The organism is Cupriavidus sp. GW822-FHT02D05 (assembly GCF_058802485.1).
The window spans coordinates 211,047-233,096 of sequence record NZ_JBXAOE010000010.1 but is presented as its reverse complement, the minus strand read 5'-3'; the positions used below and the strand labels follow the sequence as shown (position 1 = coordinate 233,096).

Here is a 22,050-nt window from a genome sequence, read left to right as displayed (position 1 = left end):
GGGACGAGCAGGATGTGCCGCCTCAGTTGGACCAGCCACCGTCGATCACCTGCGCCGTGCCGGTGGTGAATGCCGATTCGTCCGAGCCGAGATACACCGCCAGCGCGGCGATCTCCGCGGCGCTGCCGATGCGCCCCATTGGCTGGCGGGCGACAAAGGCGGCTTCCACCTCGGCCAGGCTCTTGCCGCCATCACGCGCCTGGTCCGCGATGCGCTGGCGCAGCGAGGGCGACTCCACCGTGCCAGGGCAGATCGCATTGCAGCGGATGCCATGGCCGATGTAGTCCGCCGCCACCGACTTGGTCATGCCGATCACCGCCGCCTTGGTGGCGCCGTAGACGAAGCGGTTGGGCGCGCCCTTGATGCTGCCCGCCACCGACGCCATGTTGACGATCGAGCCGCGGCGCTGCGCCACCATGGCGGGCAGGAAGGCGCGCATCATGCTGTACATGGCGCGCACGTTCAGGTTCATCGAGAAATCGAAAGCCGCTTCGTCGCATTCCAGGATGGTGCCGTGGTGCACGAAGCCCGCGCCGTTGAACAGGATATCGAGCGCGCCAGCCTGCTTCGCCGCGGCCTGCACCGCGGCGCCGTCCGTCACGTCCAGCCGCAGCGTGGTGCAGCCGGGCTGGCCGGCCAGCGCCTCGAGCAGGCGCTCGTTGATATCGGCGGCGATCACGCGCGCGCCTTCACGCAGATAGGCTTCGGCGGTGGCGCGGCCAATGCCCTGCCCGGCCGCGGTGACGAGGGCCAGCTTGCCAGCGAGTCGTTGCGTCATCAGTCGTTCTCCATGAGCGGTCCCGGCCACGTTTGCGTAGCCGGTGAAATCATCAGGAAACCAGCGTGCGCGCCACCGTGCGGCGCCCGATCGCGGCCCAGTCCCATTCGATGCCAAGGCCCGGCGCGTCCGGGGCGATGGCGTAGCCAGCCTCGATGCGCACGCTGCTGGCGGCAATCTCGTCGAGCTGCGGGATGTACTCCACCCAGGCCGCGTTGGGCACCGCAGCGCATAGCGACACATGCAGCTCCATCAGGAAGTGCGGGCAAATCGGCAGGTTGTGGGCCTCGGCCAGGTGCGCCACCTTAAGCCAGGGCGTGATGCCGCCAATGCGCGCCACATCGGCCTGCACGATCCCGCAGGCGCCCTGGCGCACGTACTCGGCAAACTGGCCAGGCGAGTACAACGACTCGCCCACTGCGATGGGCACCGAGGTGGATGCGGCCAGCCGCACGTGCCCGCCGATATCGTCGGCCGGCAGCGGCTCCTCGAACCACGCGATGCCCAGCTCGGCGTAGCGAGGCGCGCGCCGGATGGCCTCGGCGGCGGTGAAGCACTGGTTGGCATCCACCATCAGCTCGAAGCCGTCACCTACCGCGGCACGCACCGCCGCGAGGCGCGCCACATCCTCGCTCGCCCGCGCACGGCCCACCTTCAGCTTGGCGCCGCGAAAACCCGCCTCGCGCGCCGCCACGGCCTCGCTCACCAGCGTATCGGCATCCAGGTGCAGCCAGCCGCCTTCGGTGGTGTAGACCGGCACGCGCGGTTGCGCCCCGCCGGCGGCAAGCCACAGGGGCTGGCCGTCGCGCCGGCAGCGCCAGTCCCACAGCGCGGTATCGATGGCGGCCAGCGCCAGGCTGGTGATGGCGCCGACCGAGGTGGCGTGCGTGGCAAACAGCAGCTCGCGCCAGATCGCCTCGATCTGGGTGGGATCGCGCCCGATCAGGCGCGGCGCCAGGTGATCGCGCAGCAGCGCCATCACCGATGAGCCGCCGGTGCCGATGGTATAGGCGTAGCCCGTGCCCTCGGCGCCATCATCGCAGCGGATGCGCACCATGGGCGTTTCCTGCGTGACGAAGGACTGGATGGCATCGGAGCGCGGCACGCGCGGCGGCAGGTCCACCTGCAGCAGTTCGACCTGGACGATGGTGGCGCTCATTTGCTGCCCACCAGGTTCGGCAGCCACAGCGTGATCGCCGGGAAATAGGTGATGGCGATCAGCGTCAGGAACAACGGCACCAGCCACGGCAGGATGGCCACGGTAGTGCGCTCCACCGACAGCTTGGCCACCCGCGCCAGCACGAACAGCACCATCCCCAGCGGCGGATGCAGCAGGCCGATCATCAGGTTGAGCGTCATCACCAGCCCGAAGTGGATCGGGTCGATGCCGAGCTTGAGCACGATGGGCAGCAGGATCGGGACCAGGATGGTGATCGCCGCCGTGGTGTCGATAAAGCAGCCCACGATCAGGATCAGCACGTTGGCCAGCAGCAGGAACACCCATTTGTTGTGGGTGAAGCCAAGGATGGCGTCGGACAGCATCTGCGCGGCCTGGCTAGTGGTGAGCAGCCAGGCGAAGATCGATGCCGCGGTGACGATGAACAGCACCGATGCGGTGGTCTCGATGGTGTCGAGCGTGGCCTTGGCCAGCGAGCGCAGCGTCATGGAGCGGTAGCGCACCAGCCCGAGGAACAGCGCCCAGATCACCGCCGCCACCGCGGCCTCGGTGGGCGTGAACCAGCCCAGCGTCATGCCGCCAATCAGGATCACCGGCGCCATCAGCGCCATCACCGCGGAAAAGTCGAAGTAGCAGTCCAGCGCCAGCAGCACCACCAGCGCGATCAGCGCGGCCACGTTGGTGGACACGCCAAAGCGCGTCATCAGCCAGATCGCCAGCGGAAAGGCCAGCACCACCGCGATCTCGATGCTGGCGTTGCCCAGCAGCTTCCAGGAGAACGCCGTATCGCTGCCCCAGCCGCGGCGGTGGGCAAACCACGCCACCGTGCCCATCATGAACAAGGTCAGCACCAGGCCCGGCACGATGCCGGCCAGGAACAGCGAGCCGATCGACACATTGGCCATCATGCCGTAGATCACGAACGGCAGCGACGGCGGGATGATCGGCCCGAGCGTGGCCGAGGCCGCCGTCACGCCAACCGCGAACTCGGTCTCGTAGCCGTGGTCCTGCATGGCCTTGATCTCGATGGTGCCCAGGCCCGCCGCATCGGCAATGGCGGTGCCCGACATGCCGGAGAAGATCACCGAGCCGATGATGTTGACGTGGCCCAGCCCGCCGCGCATCCAGCCCACCAGCGCCACGGCGAAGTTATAGATGCGCCCGGTGATACCGGCCACGTTCATCAGGTTGCCGGCGAGGATGAAGAAGGGCACGGCCAGGAGCGGAAAGCTCTCCACGCCGGCAATCATGCGCTGCGCCAGGATCACGTCCGGCACTGTGCCGGAGGTCCAGATATACAGCAGCGAAGCCACCGCCATCGCAATGGCGACTGGCAGGCCCACCAGCATCAGCAGCAGGAAGGAAACAATCAGGATCCACATGGCGGCGCGCGCTCCGGGTTGGTCGTCGGTCGTCGGTCGTTGTCTGTCGTTGTCAGTCGTCGTCAGTCGTCGCTGGCCTCGAACGCTTCGGGGCGCTCCAGGATGGAAAAACCCTGCGTCCAGTTCAGCCAGCTCACCTGGCAGGAGCGCAGGCACATCAGGACGAATCCGGCCAGCACCAAGTAGTAGATCCAGCTCTTGTTCCACTCGATGGTGGTCATCGGCTCGTCGCCCACCACCAGGATGTAGCGCCAGACCAGCCAGCCGGCATAGCCAAGAAAGGCAGTGCGCACAATGTCCACCAGCGTGGACAGCGCGCGTGCCGGCGCATGCGGCAGGTAGCGGTAGATCAGGTCCACCTGGATATGCCGGCTCTTGCGCACGCACATGGCCGCGCCGATGAACACCACGCCGATCAGGCAGTAGGTGGCCAGCTCCTCGGTCCAGGCCAGCGAGTCGTTCATCACGTAGCGGGTGAAGAACTGCAGGAAGACCAGCACGGTCATGAGCCAGAACAGCCCCAGCGTGAACCAGTCCTCGGCGGCGTAGCCGGCAAGGTCCACCTGCTTGTTGTTCGCCTCCTCGAAGCTGTGCGCCAGCTCCGCGACGGTGGCCAGTTGCGGCGCACCGCCTGAGGTCTCGCCGGCAACGGCCTGCGCGGGCAGGTCGTCGGCAAGTCGGGAACGCATTTCCATGGTGTTGCTCCGCAAAGACTGCGATCTGCCTGATCTGTGGTCTGTGATCTGCCATCGGGCGCCTGCAAGCCCGCCGCGCCTGCCGCCGGGGTCACTGCACGGCCTGGATCTTGTCCCAGTCGGCCTTGCGATAACCCTGCGATTCAAAGCTCACGTTCTTCAGCACCGCGTCGCGGTACTCCGGCACATTGATGTCGGTGACCGTCAGGCCCTTTTGCTTGAATACCGCTACCAGCTCCTTCTCCCGCGCCACCACGTCGGCGGTGGCGCGCATGGCAGCTTCCTGCGCCACGTCGCTGAACATCTTGCGGTCGGCCTCGGAGAGCCTCTTCCACAGCCCTCCCGAGATCACCGTGTTGAGGTGGTCGACGATATGGCCCGTGAGCACGATGTACTTCTGCACCTCGTAGAATTTCTTGGCTTCGATAGTGGGCAGCGGGTTCTCCTGCGCCTCCACGGTGCCGTTCTGCAGTGCCAGGTACACCTCGGCAAAGGCAATCGGCGAGGTATTCACGCCGCAGGCGCGTGGCATGGCAAGGTAGGCTGGCACATCGGGCACGCGCATCTTCAGGCCCTTCATCTCGGCACAGTGCGAGAAGGGCTTGTTGGAGGTGGACTGGCGCGTCCCGTAGTAAGTCGTGGCGACGATATGGTTGCCCGATTTCTCCTCGTAGCCGCGCGTGAGTTCCTTGTAGATATCGCTCTTGGTATAGGCCAGCAGGTGGTTGGCGTCGCGGAAGGTGTAAGGGTAGTAAGTCACGCCGATGCGCGGGAACGACTTGGCGGCAAAGCTGGAGCCCGAGATGATGATATCGACCGAGCCCATCGCCAGGCCCTGGTTGATGTCGTTCTCCTTGCCGAGTTGGGAGGCGGGAAACACATCGATCTGGTACCTGCCGTTGCTGCGCTTCTTGATCTCATCGGCGGCCCACACCGACCACTTGTGAAACGGTTCCGAGGTCTCGTACACGTGCGCCCACTTGAGCTTGGTCTGGGCCAGCGCGCTGCCGCAGGCTAGGCTGGCCACGCAGGTTGCCAGCACAAGTGCGGCCGGCAGCAACGTTGACGGCAGGCGCAGGGAAAATGGCTTCATGCTTCGTCTCCTTCGGTGTGGTGGGCCTTGCGCTGTCTTGCGGATGCGCTTGCGGCAGTCAGGTGCTGCGTGGATGGATCTATGCGGCGGTGAGCTGTACCTTGGTGCTGCGCGTCTTGTCGGCAGCCAGCGCGAATGCCTCCACGGCCTGCGCCAGCGGCAGCTGCGCCGACAGCAGCGGGCGCACGTCGAGGCGGCCTTGCGTAAGGTAGCGCACGGCCCAGTCGAACTCGCGCCCGAAGCGGAACGCGCCGACATACTCCAGCTCGCGCGCCATGATGTTGTTGGCCGGAAAGTGCAGCCCCTCGGCCGGCAACGTGCCGATCTGAACGATGCGGGCGCCACGCCGCGCGGCCAGCAGGCAGGTGTCCAGCGCCGCGCCGCTGCCGGCAGCTTCCAGGCAGACATCGGCGAGGTCCTGCAGCGCCTGCGGTGGCTCCCGGTCGGTGCGGATCACCTGGTCGGCGCCAACCCGCAACGCCACTTCGAGCGGGCGGTCCGCGATATCGCAGGCGATGATATGCGCGGCGCCGGCCAGGCGCGCGGCCATCACCGCCAGGCTGCCGATGGTGCCGCCGCCAGTGACCAGCACGGTCTTGCCCAGCAGCTCGCCGGCGCGGTTCACGCCATGCAGCGCCACCGAGAGCGGCTCGGCAAACGCCAGCTCACCCAGCGAGATATCGCTGTCCACCGGCGTCAGCTGGCGCTCGTGCATCAGGAAGTGCTCGCGGAACATGCCTTGCACGTGCGGATAGATGCTGGCGCTGCCGAGAAAACGCATGTTCCGGCAAAGGTTGTCGCGCCCGGCCCGGCAGTAGTCGCATTGCCCGCACGCATGCGAGGGATTGATCGCCACCTTGTTGCCCGGCGCGACGCGCGTGACCGCGCTGCCAACGCGGGAGACGATGCCGGCCGCTTCGTGGCCCGGCGTCAGCGGCTCGCGGATCACGAAGGCGCCGACCTTGCCGTGGAAGTAGTAGTGCAGGTCCGAGCCGCAGATACCGGCCGCACCAAGGCGCACCTCGACCTCGAACGGCCCGGGAGCGGCAGGCTCCACTTGCGTGAAACGCAGGTCTTCGCTCGCATGGATGTGGCAGACCAGGGACATCATGACTCCTCGGCAAGCTTGCGCGGCTTGCGCCGCGTTGGGGTTGGCTCGGTTGGCTCGGTTGGCTCGGTGGGCTCGATTGGCGCGCCTGCGGGCCACGCCGCGTAGAAGCGGCTGTGCGAGGCTTCCAGGTGCAGGCACATGGCGTCGCGCGCGGCATCCGCCGAGCCCGAGGCGATGGCGGCCACCACGGCGCGGTGCTCGGCAATGGCCGCGTGCCAGCTGGACGCGTTCTCGAAGTGGCTGCCGAAGCGGGCAAAGAGCGGGTTATGACGCTCGTCGAACAGCTCGGCCACCAGGCGCTGCAGCACGGCATTGCCCGAGACTTCGGTAATCCGCAAATGGAACAGGCGATCGCCTTTGACCGGAATCTGTCCGGCGCCGGCCTCCTCCTGCATGATGGCAATCGATTCTTCCAGCGCGTCCAGCAATGCCGGCGTGGCATGCCGCGCGGCGTTGGCCGCCATCTCGCCCTCGATGGTCTGTCGCGCGCGGATCACATCCAGCGGCGGCTCGGCCATCACGCTGGCAGCGCGCGCACGTTCCGGCGGACAGGCGTAGATGCCCGAGCCCATCCGCACCTCCACCAGCCCCTCCACCTCCAGCGCAATCAGTGCTTCGCGCACCGATGGCCGCGACACGCCCAGTTGCACCGCAAGGTCTCGCTCCGGCGGCAGGCGCGCGCCCACGGGAAACTCCCCGTTCTCGATCAACCGGCGCAACTGGTCGGCAATCTGGCGGTAAAGGCGGCGGGGTTCGATCTGCTGCAGGGGCATGTCGGCGCGCGATCCCGAAAATGATTTGGGCCAGGAGGTAAAGTGGCCTGACCAATTTTTAGGAAGTTTTTACGCGCGCTACAAGGGGAATTTATGCAGCGCTGCAACAGGCCGGCGCCGGTGGTTGCCCTGGCGTCCGCGCCAGCGGCCAACACGGCATGGGTGGCGGGTGCAGCAAAGGATGTAGCGAGGCGGCTTGTGCACGCGTCCCGACAAAATGCAGCTTACGGGACAACCCCAATGTCATCGTCCTTGGCCTCCCTGCGACACTTTCTATACTGGAAGCACAAGCAGAGAGACAGGAGACGGCAATGCTGCACTTCACGTCACATGATCTTGTGTTCCTGATTCCGATGGCGCTGGTTGGCATGATTGCCTTCGGCGGGATCCCCTTCACAGCCCGGGCCTTGCGCATCAGTTGCCGCGCGGCGGGTGCGATCTTCGGGGCTCTGCTGGCGGTGGCCTTGCTGGAGGCGCTTCCGTTGCTTATCTGAACGCTTCGAGCGTTCCCGGCTTGCTTGTGAAAAAGGGGGCCGCTATGACACTGAGCCTGTTGGCTGTCTTGATGGCGGCGTTCCTGCTGGTCACCGTGGCCACGGCGATCTGGCGCTGTAGCCACCCCTACCGCATGCGCTATCGGCGCTGCGCCGAGCAGCGCAAGCGCGCCGGCATCTGCCGGCAAATGCAGCGGCACTAAGCCGCCTTCTGTGATGTATTCGTAATCCGGGCCGGGAGCGCCCGGTAGCTGATCGTTTGCCTGGCTGCGTTTGCCGGCCCGGCCGATCAGATCTCGATCATCGCGAATTCGCCCTTGCCCACGTCGCATTCAGGGCAACGCCAGTCTTCCGGAATGTCGTCCCAGCGCGTGCCCGGGGCGATGCCATCGTCCGGCCAGCCCTGCTCTTCGTCGTAGACCCATCCGCAAATCAAGCAAACCCAAGTCTTGTAAACAACGGCTTCCTGCTGCAAAACGCACTCCTGTATCGATTCCGGGCGAAATGATACAGCGTTTTTTGCACGTACCCCGCCGATTGGGCCGAGCGGCAGGGCGCAGGGGACGGCAACGCCACCCCCTGCGCGGGCAAGGCTAGGTTTGCCGGCGATTTACTGCCGAATGGTGAAGTCGACCCGGTTGGGTGCGCCCTTGTCCTTGATGCCATCGGCGTCGAGCTTCGAGGCGGTCAGGAACAGGCGGCTTTCCGGCACCTTGGCATCGCGCTCCAGCGCCTGCTTGACCGCCAGCGCCCGCTGCTCGGCCAATTGCCGGAGTTCCACATCGGTCACCGGCGCATTCTCCAGCAGCAGCGTCTCCATCTCCTTGGTGGGCAGGGATTTCGACAGCCCGATCACATTGCGCGGCTTCTTGAAGGAGGCGCGCTTGTAGACCGCTTCCAGGTACTTCGGGTACTCCTGCGGCGACACCGTCACCTTGGCGCCTTGCTCGCCCTCTTCGTTCTCTTCGGCCACGGCGCCCGCCTTCGCGCTGGCGCGCATCTCGCGCGACTTTTGCTCGGCCACGCGCGCGTCCAGCCAGGCGCGCTTGGCGCCGGCGGTATCGGTGGCGGGATCGATGCGGCCGCTGATCTCCAGGCGCAGCGCCGGGCGGTCGGCCAGGGCCTTGCCCAGTGTCGCGATCTTCTGCGTGGCCGCCGGCGTGAGCGTGGAGGTGCCGGGCGCAAATTCCACGTAGCCCAGTTCGTCGCCACCGCCAAAGGCAGAGGCAATCAACGAGAACGGCGAGGTAATGGCCTTGGCCAGCAGGTTGACGATCACCCGCACGATCACGCCACCAATGCTGAACTCCGGGTCCGACAAGGAGCCCGACACCGGCAGGTTGATGTCGATCACGCCATTGCGGTCCTTCAGCAGCGAGACCGCCAGCAGCACCGGCAGCTTGGTCGCGCTAGGGCTGTCGACCTTGTCGCCAAAGGTGAGCTGGTCCAGGTAGAGGTGATTGCGCGCGTCCAGCTTGCCGTTCTCGATCTTGTACGCCACATCGACCGTGAGCTTGCCCTTGGTGATCGGGTAGCCGGCGTATTTGGCCGCGTACGGGGTCAGCCGGGTCAGCTCCACGCCTGCGGCCTTGGCGGCGATATCGAGGTAGAGCGTGTCGGCCAGCGGATTGAGCTTGCCGTCGATCGTGACCGGCGCATCATCGTCGATGCGGCCTGCCAGCGTGAGATCGGCGGGCGCCGGCTCCGTCGAGGACACCTTGGAGACCGATCCCTTCATGTCGGTCAGGTTGGCAGAGTAATTCGGCTTGACAAAGAAATCCGAGAAATTGATGTTGCCTTTCTCCACCGTCACGCCGCCAATCCGGATCTGCGGCTTGGCCGCGGCGGAAGCCACAGGCGCGGGCACCGGGGCCGGTGCGCTGGCGGCGCTCGCCGATGCGGGATTGGCTTGTGTCAGGCTGGTGCTGGGCGCGGCCTCGCCCTTGGCAGCGCCGCCGGCCATCACATCCTGCAGGTTCAGGCGGCCGTTGGCATTCAGGATCACCCGCGCGTAGAAATCCGACAGCGCGACACCGGCCACGCCGACCTTCATCGGCCCCTTGGCCTCATCCATGGCGAAATCGATGCCGTTTACTGCAAGCGAGCGCCAGCGCAGGAAGTCGTCACCGGTCACCCGGTCGACGCTGCGCACATTGCCGAGCAGCGCATTGCCGGTGAAGCGCGCGGCGATTGGCTTGCCGGCGGGCGCCTCCACGCCGAGGCGGCCCTTGACGGTAGCGGTGCCGCCACGCAACGCGGCGTTGAAGCGATCGGCCAGGTAGGGCTGCAGCGGCGCGAGGTCCAGCTCTCGGAAGTCGACCTGCAGTTGCGCCGCGGGTCCGGCAGGCAGCACGGTGCCGTCGAGTGCCATCGCGCCGCGCCGGCCCACGTCGGCCTTGAGCTTCACCGGGATGGCCCCGGCCGCCATCGGCCAGTTGAGCGCGCCCGTGCCGAGGCTGATATTGCGGAATTGATGGATCACGGGGCGGTCGCGGTTGGCGGCCGCGGGCGCATAGTCGGTCACGCGCAGGCTGCCCCCATCGAGCGTGAACTTGCCGAGCTGTGCCTTCCAGGGCAATGGCTTGGCGGCAGCCGCGCTCTCGGGCTGGACAGCCTTGGCCTGGACGGCGGTGCTGCGTTGGGCGGACTTCTGCCTGGATTGCACAGCCCACAGGCGCGCGCTTTCGAGCAATTCGCCGCGCAAGTCACGCGTGATGGCGATCTGCGGCTTGGCGACCACCAACTGGCCGGCCTGGAAGGAATGCGCGCCAAGATCGAACGCGATGTCCTCCAGCGCCACGCGCTCGGCGAGCATCAGCGGCAGGTTGGCGGTATCGCTGTCGTCGCGGGCACGCGCGCGGCGCGCGTCACGCCGGCGCTCGCTATCGGCGGCGGCAGGTTGGCTTGCGCCAGTCGTGGCGGCTGCTATTTGCGCCACCGTCACCGGCTCCCGGGTGGTCAGGTAGAGCGGCGCCAGTTCGACGCGGGACTTTTCCAGCGAAAAGGCAAAAGCGGGGCCGCCCCACGCCATCTTGTAATGCAGTTCGGCATTGATGGCAGTGTCGCCAAGCCGGGTCTGGAGCTCCGCCGGCCACCACGCGGCAAACCCTTGGGGCTTCAAGCCGCTGGCTTGCAGCGTGCCGTCCATGGTGCCGCCACGCAGGGACAGCTCACCCTCATGGTTGAGCGTCTGGCCTTCGCCGATCGCCAGCTTGGCCTGCACCTTGGCCGGCTTGTCGCTGTCGCCGGAAAGACCGGCCACGTCGGCGTCAAGCGGCCCGAGCGCGAGCGTGCCGGGCCCGGAAGGCGCCGAGTCGTCGCGCAGGCCCAGGCGGGCCTCTTTGACGGTGATCTGGTCTATCGCATAGCGCCAGGGCTTTTCGGGCACCGGCGCTATGCCGGCGGCGGCGGGTGCCGATGCCGGGCCAGCCTTGGCGGCGGCCGGCGCGGATGCGGGCGCCGCCGCTGCCGATGCGGCGGCAGCCGGCGCGTGGGCCGGCCTTTCCACCTTGGCGGCTTCCGGCAGGAACGCGTCGGCCAGGTCAAGCGAGCCATCAGCGTGCCGCACTGCCTGCACGGCCAGGCCCTCCACGGAGAGGCTGCGCAGGTGGGCCATCCGCCCCAGCGGTTCAATGCGCGCGATGTCCACTGCTACCCGCCCGGCCTTCACCAGGGGCGATCCATCATGCTTGCGGATATCGGCGTCGCGCAGCGCCGCGGTGCCTGCCAGGAAGACGTCCTGCTTGTCCTTGTCCTGGATAAAGCCCAGCGTCAGCCGTGAATCCAGCAGCCCGCCCTTGATATCCGCATCCTTGAGCTTCGGCGCGAACGGCATGTAGCGCGCCAGCTCCAGGGCGTCGAGGTTGATATTGAGGTGGGTCTCACGCGATGCCGCGAACGGCAGCATGGTGCCGTCCAGCGCCAGCGCGGATCCGTTGATGTTCGCGCTCAGCGTGGGCCGGGTGACGATCTCCACGTCATGCGGCAGGTTGGACAGGAACGGCAGCGTGATGGTCAGGTTGTCCACGCGCTGCGTCTGCTTGAGCAGCTTGTCGTCGAACACCAGGCTGCCGCCGGTCAGCGCGATATTGTTGACCGAGAAGCGCGCCGGCTCGGATTTTGGCGCGGGCGGCTTGGCCGCGAAGCGCTCCACGATGTCGGCGTAGTTCATGCGGCCGTTGGCGTCGCGCGCAAGATGCAGCGCGGGCCGGTCGATATGCACGGCATCCACCACCGGGGCGAAGTGCCACAGTGACGCGATGGCGCCATCGATCTTGGCTTCGCCCACGGTCAGCATGGGCGTGGTGCCATCGGGCTCGTAGATAGTCATGTCGGAAACGTCGACGGCCAGCGAGAACGGATGCACCTCGGCGCCCCCGAACGTGACCTTGCGCCCCAGCGCTTCGCTGGCCTGTTTGGCTGCGAACGATTTGATCAGCGGTGGCCCGCCAAAATACCCGGCCAGGCCAAACACCGCCAGCGCGGCCACAATGCCGCCGGCTACCCGCAGTCCGGCCCTGCGACGTGGCGTTGCAGTTGCTGCCTGCATGGAGAACTTGATTGCCATGTGATCCCAGAAGATTCGACCCCAACTACCCGCGTCCGCTAACCCGTTGGAGAGCATGATGGAGCAAGCATTCCACACGGTGTCGCCAGACGGATCGGCCACTTTGTGGCCCGGATTTCACTTTTTAACGACATTATCGCAACGCTTGGGGGCAAAGCAAAGGCATTCAAAGGGATTTAAAAAGGGATTTCAGGACGATCCCAAAAGGAATTCAAGCGCGCCGGCTGGAGCCGGTTCAACGCCGATCTGGTATCGTCACGCTTTTGCGAAGCGTCTTGTCGCATGCCAGCGGCTTATCCGCCACTTAGTGCCTGCTTCTCCCGCGCTGTACCCTCCGGCCAGAACCCTCCACGTCAACCGTGTTGCGCGCTTCGCATGCGAACCATTTCCATGCGAGTCTCCTCATGTCTACCATCAGCAGTACTGCCGGAGCAGATAGCGCGCACAGCCAGCAAGCGCGCCCGCTGACCGGACAGGATTACAAGACGCTTGCCCTTGCCGCCCTCGGGGGGGCGCTCGAGTTCTACGACTTCATCATCTTTGTCTTCTTCGCCACCGTCATCGGGCAACTGTTCTTCCCGCCGTCGGTGCCGGACTGGCTGCGCCAGCTGCAGACCTTCGGCATCTTTGCCGCCGGCTACCTGGCTCGCCCGCTGGGCGGCATCATCATGGCCCACTTCGGCGACCTGCTTGGCCGCAAGAAGATGTTCACGCTTTCCATCCTGCTGATGTCGGTGCCGACGCTGCTGATGGGCCTGCTGCCGACCTACCATGCGATCGGCCTGCTGGCGCCCGTGGCGCTGCTGCTGCTGCGCGTGCTGCAGGGCGCGGCGGTTGGCGGTGAAGTGCCCGGCGCCTGGGTGTTCGTCTCCGAGCACGTGCCCGCGCGCCGCACCGGCTATGCCTGCGGCACGCTGACCGCAGGCCTGACGGCTGGCATCCTGCTGGGTTCCCTGGTGGCCACCGGCGTCAATACCATCTTCACCCCGGCCGAGCTTGTCGACTGGGGCTGGCGCATGCCTTTCCTGCTGGGCGGTGTGTTCGGCATCGGCTCCATGTACCTGCGCCGCTGGCTGCATGAAACCCCGGTCTTCGCCGAGCTGCAAAAGCGCAAGGCGCTGGCCGCGGAGATGCCGCTCAAGACGGTGGTGCGTGATCACCGCGGCGCGGTGGCGGTATCGATGCTGCTGACGTGGATGCTGTCCGCGGGCATCGTGGTGGTGATCCTGATGACGCCCACCTTCCTGCAGAAGATCTATGGCTTCGATGCGCGCACCGCGCTGGTAGCCAATAGCGTAGCCACGCTGTGCCTGACGGTCGGCTGCGTGGTGGCCGGCCTGATGGCCGACAAGGTTGGCCCGCGGGTCACCCTGTTCGTTGGCGGCCTGCTGCTGGCGATCAGCTCGTACGTGTTCTACAGCACCCTGCACACACGCCCGGACCTGCTGGTCCCGCTGTACGCGGTAGCCGGCTTCTTCGTGGGCACCATCGGCGCGGTGCCGTATGTGCTGGTCAAGGCGTTCCCGGCCCAGGTACGGTTTTCCGGGCTGTCGTTCTCGTACAACCTGTCGTACGCGATCTTCGGCGGGCTGACCCCGATGATCGTAACGCTGATGCTCAAGAACGATCCGCTGGCCCCCGCCTACTACGTGGTGGCGCTGTGCCTGCTGGGCATGGTGACGGCGCTGTTCGTCAAGGACCGCTCGCTCGCCTGAACTTGATGGCGACTACTGCGCCTGCGTCAAGCCACACGCCGGCCATGAAAAAAGGAGGGCCGCATCCGCGCCCTCCTTTTTTACGCACATGCGCTGGCCAGCGCTAGCGGCGATGCTGCTTGAAAAACTCCCACATCAACGCGCTGGCATCGGGGCCAATCGGCGCATGGTAAGGGTAGTCGCCATCGCCGCCGCTCCAGGCGTGATCGAGGCCGGCAACCTCGCATAGCTCGACCAGTTCGCGGTTCCAGGTGCCAAAGCTGGCTTCCAGGTAGTCCCCGGCCGGCAGCAGGGCACTGGCCGGCTGGCCGTTTGCGCCGTCAGCCTGCGCCACACCGGCATCTGCATCGGCCGCCGCGGCGGCTTCCTGCTCCGCGCCGGCGAGGTGCCGCACCGCGGCACCGTTCATCCGCTCCTCGACCCGGTCGTTCATGCCGTTGTACGCAAGGAACTGGCGCGCAAGCAAGCGGGCGTTGATGGGATGCACCGCCCCGTCGTCCATGCCGTGCAGCACGATGGCCGGCATCTTCGGTCCGCCCGGCGTCACGCCGGCGGCATCCAGCAACATCGCCGGGTCGGCTTGTGTGCCGTGCTGCATGGCACGCAAGCCGTCGCTGGCCGTATGGCCCGCACCGATCACGACCCCGGAATGCAGGCCCACGGCGGCAATCTTCTCGGGATAGCGCAAGGCCACTACCGCCGCCATGCTGGCGCCCGCGGACAAGCCCGCCAGATACACCTGGTCGGCACGGACGTCCCGCCTGGCCGCCAACGCATCGATCAATACTGCCAGCGCCTGCGCCTCGCGGCCGCCTTCGGTGGCACCCAGGTCGAACCACTGCCAGCAGCGCTGCATCTGGCGCCGCAGGGGCTGCTGGGGATAGGCCACCATGAAGCCTTCGCGCTCGGCAAGCGCGTTCATCCGCGTGCCCGCCGCCAGATCTTCCGGCGTCTGCCGGCAACCATGCAGCATCACCACCAGCGGCATAGGCCGCTTGGGCGCGCCGGAAGGCACGTATAGCCAATAGGGCAAGCGAGGCACCAGCTCGCCAGGCAGCGGCGCGAGGCGGTGGTGGTGGGGAGCCCATTCTCCGGGCAAGGGGTGGCGCGGCGGCAAAGGCAGCGGCGCCGGCGAACGCGCCCGAAGACGGGGCGCTGCGGGATTAAGGGTAGCGATACGGTTGAACCACGTTTTGAGATGGTGCGCGGACTGGGGTTGCGCCCGGCTGATCTGCCGGAGCTGCGCATGCCAGTCCGCCGAAAGGCTTTTGGTCATGAAGACTCCTGCTATCGATATTGTTGCGATGCAGCATAGCACACGACAACCCAGCGCTTGCTGTCGCTTTTCCATCACATGTTATGAAAGCAAGACATTAGATTCTTTCATCTAATCCAGCATGTGCCAGCAGATGCACTTCCGTGTGTGCCAACAATTACCAAAACGCTGAATTCAGCCGACGAAAGAATGCAGATCACTAAGAGATAGCGGCAAAAGGCACGCGGTTATACTGCGTTTGCGTGCATCGCAGGCAAACGGAGAATGTCATGACCACGCCCGACGCAGCGTTTCCAAGCTGCTCGCTGTGCTTGTTCCAGCCAATCTGCCGCAACGCGGAAGCGTCAGCTGCAAACGATCAGCGGCAGCGCAGCCTGGCCCCGGCCAGCATGCTCTGGCGCGCCGGAGAAACGGTGCACCGCCAGGGCCGGCCCGTACTGGCCATGTTTCCCGTGCGCAACGGCAGCGCCAAATCCGTGTTCGAGTCCCCGCTTGGCTGGCGCCAGGTGACCGCCTTCGCGCATTCCGGCGAAGTGCTCGGGCTGGAGGATCTCGATGGCCAGGCCCATTGCACCAGCGCGGTGGCTATGCAGGACACGCACTGTTGCGTGGTGCCGGTGGAGACGGCACGCGCACACCTGCTCAGCGCCGAGTACCGCGAGACAATGCTCAGCACGTTGCGCCGCAATGCCGAGCGCGAGCGAACGCTGCTGGTCGCGATCGGATCGATGAAAGCCGCCCAGCGGCTGGCTATGCTGCTGCTCGACCTCGCTGGCGAGCAACGCCGCCGGGGCAATGCTGGAGCGGCGCTGACCCTGCCGATGTCGCGCAACGATATTGCCAGCTACCTGGGACTGACGCTCGAAACCGTATCCCGCCTGTTGGCGCGTTTTGCCACGGTCGGGCTGATCACCGTGCGGCAGCGGCAACTGCGCATCGTCGATCCGGCGGGGCTGTGCTCCGTCTACGAAGACCCCGAGCGGGTACCGCTGCGCCCGCCCCGACCTGCAACGGATAGCCCGTCCATCTCCGCTCCGGGCCAGGCCCGGCTAGACTCGGCCAAAGGCATCCACGCCGCGGGCACCTCGGTAGCGTAGGACGGAAGCTGACAGCAAGGCCGTGCAAACGCGGCTATGTTCAGACTATGCCGCCGTGTGCGGGGTAGCCCCCAGGGAAATCCCCCTGCGGCCATGCCGCTGGCGCCCGACATCGCTTCCGGTACCTGTATCTCTATGCGGGACTTTCCTTTCGCCGTGCGCGCGGGCCTGGCGCCGCTTGGCTTCCTGATGATGACCGGACTGGCGCCGGCGGCCGCCGCGCCGGCTTCGCTATCGACGCTGGCGAGACTGCTGCTGGGCACGGTAGATGGCAGGAGCACCGGCATGAGTGGCGTAACACGCCTTACCGGCGGTGTGGCCAGTTCAGACGCGGAACTCAACAGGGCTTGCCAGGAACTGACTCGCGCCGGGCCATTCACGCTGGACGCAGCCACGCGGCTGGAGGGATGCAGCGTCTCGCCCGGCAAGCGCGTGCAGTTCCGCCTCAGCCTGGTTGGCGTGGATGCGACCCGAGAGGGTACTGTGGCATTCATGGCGAGCGCCCGCCCCGTGCTCGAGCGCGGTATCTGCCGCAACCCGGACGTGCCGGTGCTGGGCCAGTTGGGCGTCACGCTGAACTATCGTTACGCGGGAATCGGCAACCGGCCGCTGGGAGAAGTCACGATTACGCCAGACCGTTGCGGCCCGAAATAGAGACTATTTTCTTTCTTGCGCGCATTCCTGGCGATACGCCTCATCGAGCTTCTTGCGCTCCGCTTGCCGCTCGATATTGGGATGGGTGCTGCCATCCGCGCTGGTCACCGTGGCTTTGCCGGTGGTCCATTGCGCTCCCGCGGGCAGTGCATTGATCTTGTCGAGCAAGCCCTGGCAACGGGTGCGCTGGGATGGCGTGAGGGTGCCGTCCGCCGCCGGCCCGACATTGTCGGTGGCGGTATCCAGCAAGAGCCGCGGCGGCGGCGGCGCGACCATCGGCGCGGGCACTTCCAACTCGGCGGCAGTGGCAGCCTGGCCCGCAAGCAGCCCCAAGCCCAGAGCGGCAGCCATGATGATCGAAGCCCGTTTCATGTTCAGTTCTCCACAGCGGGGACGCATTGCGCCTCCCATGACGATGTTCCAGGGGTCGCCCTGCCGGCTGATACCGAAAAACCGCTGTTTCCGATGTCCCTCCTCAGGTGGCGGCAGCCGCCGGCAATGCAGGCACGAACCAGACTTAGCTTCGTTCCTTACCGTTGCCGGCCCGACCAGTGCGATTGCGCAGTTGCTCAAGCTTGAGCAGCGCATCAGCAAGCATACTCTTGAGGCGGGTGTTTTCCTCCTGCAGGTCTCGCAACTTGCGGCTGTCGCGCGCTTCGCTGCCAGCGCCCTGGCCGTACTTGATGCGCCATCCATAGAATGAAGCATCGCTAAAACCATAGCGCGCGCATAGCTCGCGCACCGGCACGCCGGTACCGGCTTCCGCCAGGTAGCCGCGGATCTGTTCCTCCGAGAAACGTCTGTTCACTGACTGCCTCCGCTAGCAAAGGCCGCTCGTGCCAATGCCCGAGCTTGACCATTTCTACCCCTGCCGCAAAGTTACCACCCGCACCGCAAAAGGCAATTCAGTGTGTTCAAGCCGCGAGTTAAGCAAATTGGAGAGGCAACCCGCCGCGAGGCGGCCCCCGTCTGACCGGCAACCTACGGCAACGCAAGCAAACCCGCGAGCATATCATCCATGACCAAAAAAACAACTCAACATTTTAATTTATCGATAAAAACAATGTTGAAATCTAGCGCCATCACATGCCAACCTGGAAAAAATCATAAAAAACTAGATCGAATTGCCAAAATTTGATAGTCCACTTCCCGATTCTCTGATTCTCTTTTTACTGTCACACAACCGCAAAGAAATCCTGATACGCGAAAAAAAAGCCGACTTTGCGCCGCACAAAGCACCAAATCACACAAAGTTATGAATCGAATGGCATAAATATTTTTAATGTCTTTATGTCATGACAAACAGCACTTTTTGACTTGGTTTTATGAAATGACTTCCAGAAGACTACTGGCAAGTTTCAAAGTTCTGTATTAATCTTGTCTGGCATTAACTAAATTTCGATCTCCAGCAACCGGGCCTCGCGCCCCGGCGCAGACTGGCGACGATAAGCGCAACGCGTAGCCGGTCGGCTGGTCGTTTTTTCGGCGTTGCTTCTAGATGCCGGGCCACATGCAAGCAGCACTGCGTCGTCATTTCCCAAGTAAGCCGGGAGATTTTGAAAACCGTCATGTCTTGCGGATGCAATGGCACTGCGAGAGGCCCTGCGTTGACGGCCTGGCACGGCAATGGACCAGATACGCCAACTACCCGGCACGGCAGGTGCGGCATGGCCTTGGGGCCTTGGCGCACCTGCGGAGAGACAGAGAAGAAAACAAAAACAAGTTTCGAATCGGGAGAAGTCACCATGCGGCATGTCAGCACCAAGCTCTTGCACGTTTTTGTTTTGTTGATGGAATATCGTGACCTGAGCGCCGTCGCCGCCTGCACGCAAGGCCGGGTTCCGACCATTGCCTACAGCCTCGCGCGTCTGCGCGAAATCACCGGCGACCCCCTTTTCATCAAGCGCAATGGCACGCTGGAACCTACCGCGCATGCCTTGCGGCTGGAGCAGACCGCCCGCCAGATCTTGTCAAAATGGGCGCACCTGGTACGCCCGCTCGCCCCCGTCGCCGAGGAGGCAAGCCCGCACCGCCGTATCTCGATCGGGTTTTCGCCGTCGATCGGCGATCCGGTCATCACCGAGATCCTCACAGCCATGTGCGAGCAGTTCCCCGATGACCGCTTCATGACGCGGCCAGTCTTTGCCGACGCCGCGCTGGCCACCCAGCTTGGCAGCGGCGAACTGGACTGCGCCTTCGTGGTCGATAGCCACTTTGTGCCAGAGGACATAGCGCTGCACAACATCATGGCCACGCCGCGCCGCCTGGTCAGCGTGGTGCGGCCAGGCGGCGTTGAGGATGCGGATGGACGGCACGAGTGGATATTGCTGCAGGAAGACACCGAGCCCGGCAGCCCGCTGCAGGGTTTCCTGAACCGGCTCGCGCACGATCCCGCCTACCGTGAAACCGTAGTGCCATCCTGGCACACGCAAGTTGCGCTGCTGCTTGCCGCGGGCGGCATCTGTCCGCTGCTGGACTTCAACGTGCCGCTAGTGACACGCAAACACAAAACACGCCTGTTGGCGCCGCCCAGCAGTTTCCCGGAATGGGCAGCCCTGCATTTCTGGGCGCCGGTCCGCGCCGGCAATGCGCTGCGCGGCATCATGGAGATCGGCAGCACCGTGCTGCGAGATCCCGTCAGCGCGATCGAGCGCCGTCACCAGTCACTCGAGACGCGCACCGCTGCCTACGCAGCCTGACCCTGCTGCCACTGAAGCACGCCGCGCCGCGGCGTGTCGCCTCGCGGCTAGCCACGCCCGCCGGCCCGTGAGGGTTTCCGCGCCCTCCTCTCAAAATTGAGAATAGTCTCAGTCCTGACGTCGAAGCCAACGCTTATGCTTCATGGGCACCTCCTGCTTCTTGTTCGTCCGAGCAAAGCATGCGCCTGGAGGTGCTTTGTTCCTGTGCTGTTCGCGCCGCCGGCGAAAAGCCGTGCGGCGCGTTTTTTCAAGGGAGCGATCCACTTGCGGCAAGCGCCGCCCAGCGCGAATCGAAGCACTCGCTTTTCATGTTCGCGGCATCCGTGCCGTAAGCCCTTCCAGCTCGCGCCAGGCATGTGCGGCCCGGACACCGTGCATGCCTGCGCTTGCTCAGGAGCATTGCCATGCCTTTGAAAATCTTGATTGCCGATGACCATCCCGCCATTACGCTCGCAGTCAGGAGCCAGTTGCGGAGCCAAACCGGCTGGGAGGTCTGCGCCGATGTCCACAGCTGCGCCGAGCTGCTGCAGGCCGTGCGCGCATTCCGGCCCGATATCGTCGTCACCGATTACCACATGCCCTGCAGCAACGCGAGCGATGGCATCCGCCTGCTAGCCAGCCTGCGGCGGCACTTTCCGGCGCTAGGCGTGGTGGTGCTCACCATGATCACCAACCCGCTGGTTCTGCGCGCCATCCTGAACACAGGCGCCCATGGCCTCCTGCTCAAGGACTCGCAGCTGGACGAACTGGTCACCGCCATCATCCGCGTCGAACGCGGGCTGCGCTTTATTGGCGACTCCGCCGCGCGCGTGCTGGATCAGTCCGGCGCCCACTACGCACCCGGCAGCGCCGGCGCCCTGTGCCTGTCGGTACGCGAGTCTGAAGTCATGCGGCTCTACCTCAGTGGCAACTCGATCACCGGGATTGCCGGGCAGCTGAGCCGCAGCGTCAAGACCATCAGCCGCCAGAAAAACAGCGCCATGCGCAAGCTTGGGGCCAGCAATGAGCGCGAGCTGTTCGACTTCGCGGCGCAACAGGGCCTGGTGCTGCCGACCCCGGATCGTCCTCAGGAGAGCCAGCCGGCCAGCCAGTCCGACTGGCTATAATCGCAGCGCCGCGCAGGCAGCGGTTTTCCGCCAGCCCCGCCACTTAGCTACTTAGTCAGCCAACATCATCGCCATGTCCAACCTTGCCGCAACCACTGCGCCCGCCGTTCCAGGCACCCAATCCGATGCGGCAAGGCCCCTGCGCGTGCCCGCCATGCTGGTGGCGGCGCCGGCCTCGGGCCAGGGCAAGACCACCGTGACGGCCGCGCTGGCATGGCTGCACCGCCGGGCCGGCCGCACCGTCCGCGTCTTCAAAAGCGGCCCCGACTACCTCGATCCCTCCATTCTCGCGGCTGCCAGCGGCGCGCCGGTCCACTCGCTCGACTTGTGGATGACCGGCGCCGAAGACGCCGCGGCACGCCTTGCCCAGGCAGCGGCCGAGGCCGACCTGATCCTGGTGGAGGGCGTCATGGGCCTGCACGACGGCACCCCCAGCAGCGCCGACCTGGCACGCCATTTCGGCCTGCCGGTGCTTAGCGTGATCCAGGCCGGCGCGATGGCGCAGACGTTCGGCGCGCTGGCCTTCGGCCTCGCTGGGTACGGCCAGCCGCTCGCCTCCATGCAAGTGCTTGCCAATGGGGTGGCCTCCCCGCGGCATGCCGACATGCTGCAAGAGAGCCTGCCGGCGCATATCGCCTGGGCCGGCGCGCTGGCGCGCGACAACGCGGCATCACTGCCCGAGCGGCACCTGGGCCTGCTGGCGGCCGATGAACTGCCCGACCTCAACACGCGGCTGGACCGCCTCGCGGATGCCCTCGCCGGGCAACCCATCGGCGCCCTGCCCGCAGCCGTGGAGATCGCCGCGGCGCCGCCGCTGCCCGTGCCGCCGCCGCTGCTGGCCGGCAAGACCATCGCCATCGCCCGCGACGCCGCGTTCCGCTTTATCTACCCTGCCAACCTGGATACGCTCCAGGCGCTCGGCGCCCGGCTGGTCTTCTTCTCCCCGCTCGACGACGCTGCCTTGCCCGCCTGCGATGCGCTCTGGCTGCCCGGCGGCTACCCCGAGCTGCACGCCGCGCGCCTGTCGGCCAACACAGGCATGCTGGCCGCCCTGCGCCAAGCCCATGCCAACGGCCTGCCGATCCTCGCCGAATGCGGCGGCATGATGGCGTTGTTCGAGACGCTGGTCGACAAGGCCGGGGATAGCCACGCCGTGGCGGGCCTGCTGCCTGGCACGGTGACAATGCAACGCCGCCTTGCCGCGCTCGGCCATCAACAACTGGCGCTGCCCGAAGGCACCTTGCGCGGCCACACCTTCCATTACTCCTGCGCGCAAACCCCGCTGGCGCCCTACTGCCACGCCACCGTGCCGCGCGACGGGTCGCGGGGCGAGGCGGTGTTCCGGCAAGGTGCCTTGATGGCGTCCTACACGCATCTGTATTTCCCGTCCAACCCGTTGGCCATCGCGGCGCTGTTCAGCGGCGCGCGGTAAG

20 protein-coding genes are annotated in these 22,050 nt (G+C 65.7%); 8 read left to right on the top strand and 12 right to left on the bottom strand.

From position 1 onward, the window contains the following. Positions 1-22: 22 nt before the first annotated feature. The 7 genes from AC1RQK_RS15750 to AC1RQK_RS15720 form a co-directional block, all read right to left on the bottom strand. The gene (locus AC1RQK_RS15750) at positions 23-778 is read right to left on the bottom strand and encodes an SDR family oxidoreductase (RefSeq protein WP_492375899.1); all 756 of its coding nucleotides are present in this window, start codon (positions 776-778) and stop codon (positions 23-25) included. A 52-nt stretch (positions 779-830) separates the two neighbouring features. Next, positions 831-1,937, bottom strand: a complete 1,107-nt coding sequence (locus tag AC1RQK_RS15745; RefSeq protein WP_492809745.1) for a mandelate racemase/muconate lactonizing enzyme family protein — start codon at positions 1,935-1,937, stop codon at positions 831-833. Continuing rightward, on the bottom strand, positions 1,934-3,337 hold the full coding sequence (locus tag AC1RQK_RS15740) for a TRAP transporter large permease (protein ID WP_492809743.1): 1,404 nt from the start codon (positions 3,335-3,337) through the stop codon (positions 1,934-1,936). The genes AC1RQK_RS15745 and AC1RQK_RS15740 overlap by 4 nt, the downstream gene beginning before the upstream one ends. 62 nt (positions 3,338-3,399) lie before the next feature. Next, complete coding sequence (locus AC1RQK_RS15735) at positions 3,400-4,032, bottom strand: TRAP transporter small permease (RefSeq protein ID WP_492809741.1); 633 nt, start codon at positions 4,030-4,032, stop codon at positions 3,400-3,402. Between the two features lie 91 nt (positions 4,033-4,123). Beyond that, positions 4,124-5,125, bottom strand: a complete 1,002-nt coding sequence (locus tag AC1RQK_RS15730; protein ID WP_492809739.1) for a sialic acid TRAP transporter substrate-binding protein SiaP — start codon at positions 5,123-5,125, stop codon at positions 4,124-4,126. Positions 5,126-5,204: 79 nt separating this feature from the next. Next, positions 5,205-6,233: an L-idonate 5-dehydrogenase gene (locus AC1RQK_RS15725; protein WP_416053361.1), complete on the bottom strand. Its 1,029-nt coding sequence runs from the start codon at positions 6,231-6,233 to the stop codon at positions 5,205-5,207. Further along, positions 6,233-7,009 (bottom strand): FadR/GntR family transcriptional regulator, encoded by a 777-nt coding sequence (locus AC1RQK_RS15720; protein ID WP_492809737.1) that lies wholly within the window; start codon positions 7,007-7,009, stop codon positions 6,233-6,235. The genes AC1RQK_RS15725 and AC1RQK_RS15720 overlap by 1 nt, the downstream gene beginning before the upstream one ends. A gap of 311 nt (positions 7,010-7,320) precedes the next feature. Here AC1RQK_RS15720 and AC1RQK_RS15715 point away from each other — a divergent pair, with 311 nt between their 5' ends. After that, complete coding sequence (locus tag AC1RQK_RS15715) at positions 7,321-7,503, top strand: hypothetical protein (protein ID WP_006163669.1); 183 nt, start codon at positions 7,321-7,323, stop codon at positions 7,501-7,503. 44 nt (positions 7,504-7,547) lie between these two features. Beyond that, positions 7,548-7,706, top strand: coding sequence for a hypothetical protein (locus AC1RQK_RS15710; RefSeq protein ID WP_170301920.1), 159 nt, complete (start codon positions 7,548-7,550; stop codon positions 7,704-7,706). Positions 7,707-7,792: 86 nt separating this feature from the next. Here AC1RQK_RS15710 and AC1RQK_RS15705 read toward each other — a convergent pair whose 3' ends face one another. Both AC1RQK_RS15705 and AC1RQK_RS15700 read right to left on the bottom strand, forming a co-directional pair. Beyond that, the gene (locus AC1RQK_RS15705) at positions 7,793-7,978 is read right to left on the bottom strand and encodes a rubredoxin (RefSeq protein ID WP_043356767.1); all 186 of its coding nucleotides are present in this window, start codon (positions 7,976-7,978) and stop codon (positions 7,793-7,795) included. Positions 7,979-8,113: 135 nt separating this feature from the next. Further along, positions 8,114-12,070, bottom strand: a complete 3,957-nt coding sequence (locus AC1RQK_RS15700; protein WP_492809734.1) for a DUF748 domain-containing protein — start codon at positions 12,068-12,070, stop codon at positions 8,114-8,116. 404 nt (positions 12,071-12,474) lie between these two features. On the opposite strand from AC1RQK_RS15700, the gene AC1RQK_RS15695 reads away from it, so the two are divergent. Next, the gene (locus AC1RQK_RS15695; RefSeq protein WP_492372614.1) at positions 12,475-13,785 is read left to right on the top strand and encodes an MFS transporter; all 1,311 of its coding nucleotides are present in this window, start codon (positions 12,475-12,477) and stop codon (positions 13,783-13,785) included. A gap of 103 nt (positions 13,786-13,888) precedes the next feature. On the opposite strand, the gene AC1RQK_RS15690 is transcribed toward AC1RQK_RS15695, so the two are convergent. After that, entirely contained in the window at positions 13,889-15,061 is a 1,173-nt protein-coding gene (locus tag AC1RQK_RS15690) for an extracellular catalytic domain type 1 short-chain-length polyhydroxyalkanoate depolymerase (RefSeq protein ID WP_492372613.1), read from the bottom strand. A gap of 269 nt (positions 15,062-15,330) precedes the next feature. On the opposite strand from AC1RQK_RS15690, the gene AC1RQK_RS15685 reads away from it, so the two are divergent. Then, the gene (locus tag AC1RQK_RS15685; RefSeq protein ID WP_492809732.1) at positions 15,331-16,158 is read left to right on the top strand and encodes a Crp/Fnr family transcriptional regulator; all 828 of its coding nucleotides are present in this window, start codon (positions 15,331-15,333) and stop codon (positions 16,156-16,158) included. A 135-nt stretch (positions 16,159-16,293) separates the two neighbouring features. Then, entirely contained in the window at positions 16,294-16,812 is a 519-nt protein-coding gene (locus AC1RQK_RS15680) for a hypothetical protein (RefSeq protein ID WP_492809730.1), read from the top strand. Positions 16,813-16,815: 3 nt separating this feature from the next. On the opposite strand, the gene AC1RQK_RS15675 is transcribed toward AC1RQK_RS15680, so the two are convergent. Together AC1RQK_RS15675 and AC1RQK_RS15670 are read right to left on the bottom strand one after the other, a co-directional pair. Beyond that, on the bottom strand, positions 16,816-17,184 hold the full coding sequence (locus AC1RQK_RS15675; protein ID WP_254615495.1) for a hypothetical protein: 369 nt from the start codon (positions 17,182-17,184) through the stop codon (positions 16,816-16,818). 145 nt (positions 17,185-17,329) lie between these two features. Continuing rightward, positions 17,330-17,620, bottom strand: a complete 291-nt coding sequence (locus AC1RQK_RS15670; RefSeq protein ID WP_492372610.1) for a transposase — start codon at positions 17,618-17,620, stop codon at positions 17,330-17,332. 937 nt (positions 17,621-18,557) lie between these two features. Here AC1RQK_RS15670 and AC1RQK_RS15665 point away from each other — a divergent pair. From AC1RQK_RS15665 to AC1RQK_RS15655, 3 genes are all read left to right on the top strand, one after another. After that, positions 18,558-19,511: a LysR substrate-binding domain-containing protein gene (locus AC1RQK_RS15665; RefSeq protein WP_492372609.1), complete on the top strand. Its 954-nt coding sequence runs from the start codon at positions 18,558-18,560 to the stop codon at positions 19,509-19,511. 404 nt (positions 19,512-19,915) lie between these two features. Beyond that, positions 19,916-20,617 (top strand): response regulator, encoded by a 702-nt coding sequence (locus AC1RQK_RS15660; RefSeq protein ID WP_492372608.1) that lies wholly within the window; start codon positions 19,916-19,918, stop codon positions 20,615-20,617. Positions 20,618-20,690: 73 nt separating this feature from the next. Then, complete coding sequence (locus tag AC1RQK_RS15655; protein WP_492809727.1) at positions 20,691-22,049, top strand: cobyrinic acid a,c-diamide synthase CobB; 1,359 nt, start codon at positions 20,691-20,693, stop codon at positions 22,047-22,049. The last annotated feature ends 1 nt before the right edge of the window (position 22,050 follow it).

Excerpts from the sequence above, each read along its gene's own strand:
- AC1RQK_RS15750 (WP_492375899.1), bottom strand. The coding sequence starts at position 778 with ATGACGCAACGACTCGCTGGCAAGCTGGCCCTCGTCACCGCGGCCGGG.
- AC1RQK_RS15745 (WP_492809745.1), bottom strand. The coding sequence starts at position 1,937 with ATGAGCGCCACCATCGTCCAGGTCGAACTGCTGCAGGTGGACCTGCCG.
- AC1RQK_RS15740 (WP_492809743.1), bottom strand. The coding sequence starts at position 3,337 with ATGTGGATCCTGATTGTTTCCTTCCTGCTGCTGATGCTGGTGGGCCTG.
- AC1RQK_RS15735 (WP_492809741.1), bottom strand. The coding sequence starts at position 4,032 with ATGGAAATGCGTTCCCGACTTGCCGACGACCTGCCCGCGCAGGCCGTT.
- AC1RQK_RS15730 (WP_492809739.1), bottom strand. The coding sequence starts at position 5,125 with ATGAAGCCATTTTCCCTGCGCCTGCCGTCAACGTTGCTGCCGGCCGCA.
- AC1RQK_RS15725 (WP_416053361.1), bottom strand. The coding sequence starts at position 6,233 with ATGTCCCTGGTCTGCCACATCCATGCGAGCGAAGACCTGCGTTTCACG.
- AC1RQK_RS15720 (WP_492809737.1), bottom strand. The coding sequence starts at position 7,009 with ATGCCCCTGCAGCAGATCGAACCCCGCCGCCTTTACCGCCAGATTGCC.
- AC1RQK_RS15715 (WP_006163669.1), top strand. The coding sequence starts at position 7,321 with ATGCTGCACTTCACGTCACATGATCTTGTGTTCCTGATTCCGATGGCG.
- AC1RQK_RS15710 (WP_170301920.1), top strand. The coding sequence starts at position 7,548 with ATGACACTGAGCCTGTTGGCTGTCTTGATGGCGGCGTTCCTGCTGGTC.
- AC1RQK_RS15700 (WP_492809734.1), bottom strand. The coding sequence starts at position 12,070 with ATGGCAATCAAGTTCTCCATGCAGGCAGCAACTGCAACGCCACGTCGC.
- AC1RQK_RS15695 (WP_492372614.1), top strand. The coding sequence starts at position 12,475 with ATGTCTACCATCAGCAGTACTGCCGGAGCAGATAGCGCGCACAGCCAG.
- AC1RQK_RS15690 (WP_492372613.1), bottom strand. The coding sequence starts at position 15,061 with ATGACCAAAAGCCTTTCGGCGGACTGGCATGCGCAGCTCCGGCAGATC.
- AC1RQK_RS15685 (WP_492809732.1), top strand. The coding sequence starts at position 15,331 with ATGACCACGCCCGACGCAGCGTTTCCAAGCTGCTCGCTGTGCTTGTTC.
- AC1RQK_RS15680 (WP_492809730.1), top strand. The coding sequence starts at position 16,294 with ATGCGGGACTTTCCTTTCGCCGTGCGCGCGGGCCTGGCGCCGCTTGGC.
- AC1RQK_RS15675 (WP_254615495.1), bottom strand. The coding sequence starts at position 17,184 with ATGAAACGGGCTTCGATCATCATGGCTGCCGCTCTGGGCTTGGGGCTG.
- AC1RQK_RS15665 (WP_492372609.1), top strand. The coding sequence starts at position 18,558 with ATGCGGCATGTCAGCACCAAGCTCTTGCACGTTTTTGTTTTGTTGATG.
- AC1RQK_RS15660 (WP_492372608.1), top strand. The coding sequence starts at position 19,916 with ATGCCTTTGAAAATCTTGATTGCCGATGACCATCCCGCCATTACGCTC.
- AC1RQK_RS15655 (WP_492809727.1), top strand. The coding sequence starts at position 20,691 with ATGTCCAACCTTGCCGCAACCACTGCGCCCGCCGTTCCAGGCACCCAA.